This is a genomic window from Pseudomonas sp. BF-B-15 (genome assembly GCF_019946675.1).
GTDB lineage: Bacteria > Pseudomonadota > Gammaproteobacteria > Pseudomonadales > Pseudomonadaceae > Aquipseudomonas > Aquipseudomonas migulae.
The window spans coordinates 1-5,913 of the sequence record NZ_JAGYFZ010000177.1 but is presented as its reverse complement, the minus strand read 5'-3'; the positions used below and the strand labels follow the sequence as shown (position 1 = coordinate 5,913).

At 43.8% G+C, this 5,913-nt stretch carries 4 protein-coding genes and 2 pseudogenes; 5 read left to right on the top strand and 1 reads right to left on the bottom strand.

From position 1 onward, the window contains the following. A pseudogene (locus KGA97_RS28815) lies at nucleotides 1–303 on the top strand (diaminopimelate epimerase); the annotation flags it as partial. A 67-nt stretch (nucleotides 304–370) separates the two neighbouring features. On the opposite strand, the gene KGA97_RS28810 reads toward KGA97_RS28815, so the two are convergent. Then, nucleotides 371–520 (bottom strand): hypothetical protein, encoded by a 150-nt coding sequence (locus KGA97_RS28810; protein WP_223481939.1) that lies wholly within the window; start codon nucleotides 518–520, stop codon nucleotides 371–373. 119 nt (nucleotides 521–639) lie between these two features. On the opposite strand from KGA97_RS28810, the pseudogene KGA97_RS28805 reads away from it, so the two are divergent. The 4 genes and pseudogenes from KGA97_RS28805 to KGA97_RS28790 form a co-directional block, all read left to right on the top strand. After that, nucleotides 640–768: pseudogene (locus KGA97_RS28805) on the top strand (malate:quinone oxidoreductase); the annotation flags it as partial. Between the two features lie 311 nt (nucleotides 769–1,079). After that, nucleotides 1,080–2,516 (top strand): ABC-three component system protein, encoded by a 1,437-nt coding sequence (locus tag KGA97_RS28800; protein WP_223481938.1) that lies wholly within the window; start codon nucleotides 1,080–1,082, stop codon nucleotides 2,514–2,516. Beyond that, nucleotides 2,506–3,198 (top strand): ABC-three component system middle component 1, encoded by a 693-nt coding sequence (locus KGA97_RS28795; RefSeq protein WP_223481937.1) that lies wholly within the window; start codon nucleotides 2,506–2,508, stop codon nucleotides 3,196–3,198. Before KGA97_RS28800 ends, KGA97_RS28795 begins: the two co-directional genes overlap by 11 nt. Continuing rightward, nucleotides 3,198–5,558: an AAA family ATPase gene (locus KGA97_RS28790; protein ID WP_223481936.1), complete on the top strand. Its 2,361-nt coding sequence runs from the start codon at nucleotides 3,198–3,200 to the stop codon at nucleotides 5,556–5,558. Before KGA97_RS28795 ends, KGA97_RS28790 begins: the two co-directional genes overlap by 1 nt. The last annotated feature ends 355 nt before the right edge of the window (nucleotides 5,559–5,913 follow it).

Below are 5,913 nucleotides of genomic sequence, written 5' to 3'. Positions count from 1 at the left end.
CTTGAAACCCACCCGCTGTTTCCGTTCAGGACGAATGTGCATTTCGTTCAGATCATTGATCGCAAGCATATTCGGCTGCGCATCTGGGAGCGTTGGGGCGGTATTCCGCTGGGTTCAGGCTCGTGCTCTTGTGGTGCTGCGGTTAACGGGATTCGTCGGGGGTTGTTGGACGATAGCGTTGAGGTTGAATGTGATGGCGGGAGTGTCACGGTTCAATGGGATGGTGTGGGGGCGGTGTTTCTTATTGGGCCGGTAGAGGCAGTTTTTTCGGGGACAATTGCGGATAGTTTGTTAAAAGAATGATTGTTGCTTTGTCGTGAAAGGCGGAGGAGCCCCCAATGGATTTTGGAGCAGGCCTGAATGGACTCAATCACTCATCGTCATACATCAGCTCCAAAGACTTGATCCGCTCGTCTGTAGCTTCAAATCTGGCGTAATACGCCTGTCTCTCTGTGTCACTCAATTGAGTGAAAAAGGGAAGGAAGTAGTTGTCGTTGTAGTAACCCTGTGCGCCTTGCATGTGGCCTCCCCAACAAGAAGAGTTGTAGCCCTCGAACGCTACCCATGGAGGCGGTACGGAGAATTTCTCGCCAGCGATGGCATCCAAAAAAACAACGCTATTGGTGACCAGTCGTACAGTCGACGGCTGCACCGATAATGCTGACCGTGCTGCAGAAAGTGTTCAAGGACAAGATCGCTTTGCCAGCCAGGCAGGAAAAACTGCACAAGGTCGTGCCGAGTTACGGCACCCAGCTGAATAGCCTCCCTTGAAAAACACTAAACTATGAAATGCCCGCTGAACGATTTAGCCAATCTGTTGCATCGACCGGTTGCATGCACAGCCACAAGCTTTCATTCAGATGTGTCTTGGGAGTCAAGGACGGTTCATAGTGCCCGCGCCTCTGGTGCAATATGCGGTGTCGGGTTCTTCAGATTTCCAAGAGTCGGCCTCGCCAAAATAATTGTATGGTGGCATTGTGCACTCGAATGCTAAATCGCTCGACCATCCGGGCGTTTGCGCAGAGAGAAGCACTCATTGAAGAATGCTTGATGTTGAATTCTTACAAGGAACTGCAAGCATGATCCACGACGCGACTCCCTCTTGGAGTGGATACAATTACCAAGGAAAGCTTGCTCTTCATTACGTACTTTGTCACATACGTGAAAAGCTTAGAGCAGATCCTGAATACACATTTCACGGTGATTCAATCGTTTTAGAGAATAATGAAGATTTTGAGTTGTTCGTGGGCGGGGAGTTGGTGTCGTTTCATCAAGTTAAAGCTTACGAAAAACAAAGTTTCAGTTCATATGATGAGGCGCTCTTCGGGCTTGCACTAAACTTGTATCTCCAGCCAGGGCCGTTAGGTTATATACATACTTGGAAGATTATTAACCTTCCGGCTGGTAAAAGCCTGCAACAAGCCATCGAAGATTTTATCAAGGAATTGATAAGTGAACATGATGCTACGCCGGCGTCGAGCACGATTTTCAAGGCAGTCAGTGTTGCGAAAGATAGAAATAAAACAGCGAAAATCATAAAGCAGGCGTTTCATGATTTTACTGTAGGTCAGGTCTATGAAGCGCTCCAAGCTATCGTGGCTGACCCGCTATTGGTTTTAGATAGAATACAGAGCTATATATATAATGGAAGGGCGTGCTGCAGCATCGATGATATCAATGATCTGGTTAAATCGAAGCTTCAAGAGATTCTTGTCATAAGGGGAGGGGTGAATACTGCAAAGCAGATCGATAGCGGTTTTCACCATTTGCTGGAAATGGTGGATGTCTATGTGACGGAGCGACACTTGCAAAAGCAAGTGTCTGATCTTTTGCATATCGATATATCCGACATTGTCGCAATTTTGGATTCGGATTATGAAGATGTAAGTAGTAAATATTTGGCCGTAAAGTTCAAAGAGCGTTTTTTCTGTCTCTTTGATGAGTTTATGAATAATCCTGACTATTACTCCACGCCCGAAGATTTGGAAGGGAGTGTCTGTAATCTTTCCCAGATTCGATATGCGTTGTTAGATGCCGGCCCAGAAAAGCTTTTTAGTTATTACAAAAATTTTTCGCCGTCCGTGAAGTTTGACTCGCTAACAAATATAGAGCAAGCCTTGGCGGTCAATGAAAACGGCGTTACAGACGTACTGCTGAGAATTTTTAATGCTATAGATTGTGAGTCTTGCGAAAATGATGAGGGTAATAATAAGTTGGTGTATCGATCGCTGAATAATCCGGAGAATTATTATCTTCCAACGACTATAAATGATCGATCGCCTACCAATATCGCCAAGAAACTCAGGGCCAATACTCGGATCGTCGAGGATCTATATGAAATCAACCATATGATCTACGATGGACCGCAGAGGATGTCGCTAAGTGAGCATGCTACTACGCATACTACCGCCCCAACGTCGGCCAACCAAGTGGAGGAAGAGCCCCGTGAAGACTATTTTGGCAATCTTCGACTTATACCTATTCAGCAAGCTATGGATGAACTAAATGCTGATTAATCTGATAGAAAAAGTCTTTTTGAGTAACGGATATGAGACTGTAAATTTCGAACACGGCTACGATGAATTGATAACAAGTCTGTTCAAACCAAAAGTTACTGAAAATAAAGCCGAGTACTATCTAGTTGTAGAATGTAAAAATGCTACTATCCAGCACGCTGAAGAGTTGCTAACCAAGTGGGCGGATGACTTGCATTTAAAAGTTAGAGAGAGTCCGAAGGTGGATAGGGTTTTCTCTAAAAATTGCACGATGATAATTTGCTGGCCTGAGCATGCTCTCACTAGAAAACAAGTGTTTCAGTTGGAAGAGGATAGGTACAATTTCAAAAAAAACGTAATTTCCTACAGTTCGGAAGAGCTCTTGGATTTGCAAGAGAAAAACAGCAGTTTTACACTTCTGCAACTCAATGAATTGGTGGGGCAAGGTGATGGAGCATATTTTCAACGTTTTAAAGAGAAATCAGCTGAGTTGGAAAATTATTACTCTCTCTTACTGAAAATTTTTATAAAAATTCCTTTTCTTATCTATCTGCATGATCCAAAGCGCTTATTTGATCTGAACTCATCTTTAGTTACTAATCTGTCCGAAAGTGAGTTGGCTTTGTACGAGTTCACGCTAGGGATTGATGAAGGTGTTGACGATGAAAAGTTAATGTCCGAATTTTTAAAGAGGGTAATCTAATGCTAAAGTTGTCGAGCATAGAATTCACTAATTTCAAAGTGTTCGGTAGCGATACCTATCGGGTCAATTTCAATGGTAGTGATCTAATGCTCCTAGATGGGCCCAATGGATATGGGAAAACATCGGTTTTCGATGCTATTGAGTTGGCTCTTTCCGGAACAATTAAACGTTTCATCAGTACAGACGGTCGTCAGACTCCTGAAGATGTGGTTGTGGCTTATGACCCTCAATCAGATGTCGTAATTGATGTAGTGCTTTCACGTTCGCCAGAAGATCTATTATCGTTCAGACGCAAACTCAAATCACCAATACCTACGGGCGCACAAAAGATATCTCGCTTTCCTGAGCTTTGGGATGTTTTTATCAGGGACGAGTCGGGTTGGACGTCAGCAAAACAAGCGGACGTAGACAAGATCCTTGAGAACAATAACTTCACTCGAGACTTTCATCTGTTTCATTATGTCCAGCAAGAGGAAGCGGCTTCATTTTTGAAGTCAAATAGCGAAACTGCACGGGCTACTGAAATATCACAGCTTTTTGGCGATACCGCCGCTGCAGAAGCCAAATACACATATCTGAAAAATACTGAAAGGCGGCTAGCTTCCCAGCGTACAATACAGCTTCAGAAAGCCGAGCTATTAAAAAAGAGCCACAATATAGACGGCGTTAGACATTCCACCAAATTTGGTGAAATCGAGCACCATTACCTGCTTCCTTGGTTACTTGAGACTTCTAAATCTCCGGAATGGGATTTGCCGGAGTTTGAAGCATTCAATCAATCAAAATTTTCATCTTTTTCCGGCGAGCTTGATGTGATGCTGGAGTTTGTTAAGAGTCGAGATTTTTATCTTAGTTCTCTTCCGTATTTAAGAGCCTACCGGTCACCTGATCTCGCTGCAGATTATATTTGCTTTTATAATTCTTTAGATCATGTTCAGGATATGGATGAAAAACGATCGAAGGATAAGGTTCTTGAGCGATGTCATGCCGCTTTGTTAGGGGGCGAGATTCCGGGGAACTTATTTGATATTTTTGAGCTATTAGGGCGGCATGATTTTGAACAGTTTCAAAAAGATCAAAATACGATAAATGAGCTTCGCAGGACGAGCTCGGGGTTAAAGGCAATCTACCGAAAAATCGTTGCCCAACATGCAGAGCTGAATAGTTCACTAACATTGCTACCTGAAGAGTCCAGGTGCCCGTTCTGTGGCAAGTCTCACGAAAACCATTATGAGCTTGAGGTTGCTGCTTCAGAGCGTGTAAGTGATTTTTCAAAGCTTTTATCGGATCAGGATGTATCAATTCTGGCACTGGCTAGTAGCATAAAAACTCGTTTTGTTGATCCAGTTATTGCGCAGATTGCAGATTATCGGGCTAAGAATACTGTCCTTCCAGATGAAGTGATGGCTTCGTTGAAAAAAGCCGACCTCGCCAGGGAACGTTTGATTAAATTTGACGCATGGTTAAAAAGTTGTCATTTCAGTGTTGATGATCTAATGTTTGCGCCATTATCTCATGATGTAGATGCTGAAAAACTTTCCTCTAGTCTAGATGAAATGATGCGTCGGATACATAAAAACACTCCGCTTGCTTCGCTGGAATATCAAGTCGCAAACGAAGGTGATGCCTTTGATCGGATGTTCAGGGAGTATTTTGGTAATCGCAACAGCAATCTCTTGTCGATGACTGAAGAAAGCGTAGAGCAAAAGAGGAAATACCTAGAGTCTTGTTTTTATTCGTCATTTCAAATTGTGTTAAAAGATATCGCTACACATACAGAGAATGCTAAAAAGTTAGAGAAGCTGGAGTTGGAACTAGCAGGGATCGGAGCGAAGGTGCTAAAGAAAATTCGTCAGTACAAAAAAAAGTTGATTGGCGATATCGAGATACCGTTTTATATTTACTCGGGGAAGATATTGCAGTCACACCAATCCGGAATTGGGCAGGGTGTCTTTCTTAAGGATCCTACTGGCGGAGATGAACTTAAAAACGTTAGATTGGTGTCAAATTACCAGCGTGATCATGATGTGCTGAATACCATGAGTTCGGGGCAGATTTCAGCGGTTGTTATTTCACTCACTCTGGCATTAAATAAGATTTACGCTAAGGGGTTCTCGCCAATTCTGATTGATGATCCTGTGCAAACCATGGATGACATCAATATGTCTTCCTTGGTCGAGTTGTTGCGTAATGAATTTCCTGATCGGCAAATAGTTCTTTCAACACACGAAGATAAGGTGGCTAAATATTTTGTCTATAAATATCTAAAATATGGACGGAAGGTACGTCAACTGAATCTTATGACAGGGGAAGAGTTTGATTCATTAGATAACTATATATACGCACCAGTGGTCGGCTAGGGTACGGTGAGCCGCTGAGGACGTGTATCGACCTTCAGGAATTTTCAACAGGCCAATGCACTTGCTCTTCGGAACACACCTCGCTAACCTGCCCCCGTCGCTGCCAATTCAGCGAACGGGTGTGGTAGCCCGGTTATTTCATAGACCCAGAACGCCTCAGGGCGTTTTTTTGTGCTGGCTGCTTTGTGGCGGCTGTGCATGGGAGGCTTCGGCCTGCCGGGTTTCTATGACCGGTCTACCACCCTGTGTACAGCCGTCTCCTTATTTTGCGTGGTAGCAAATTTGGAGAGGTCCACTTCATAGAGGCTCCACAATGATCAAAGAAACCCCGAATCCCCCCGATACGGATGACTAC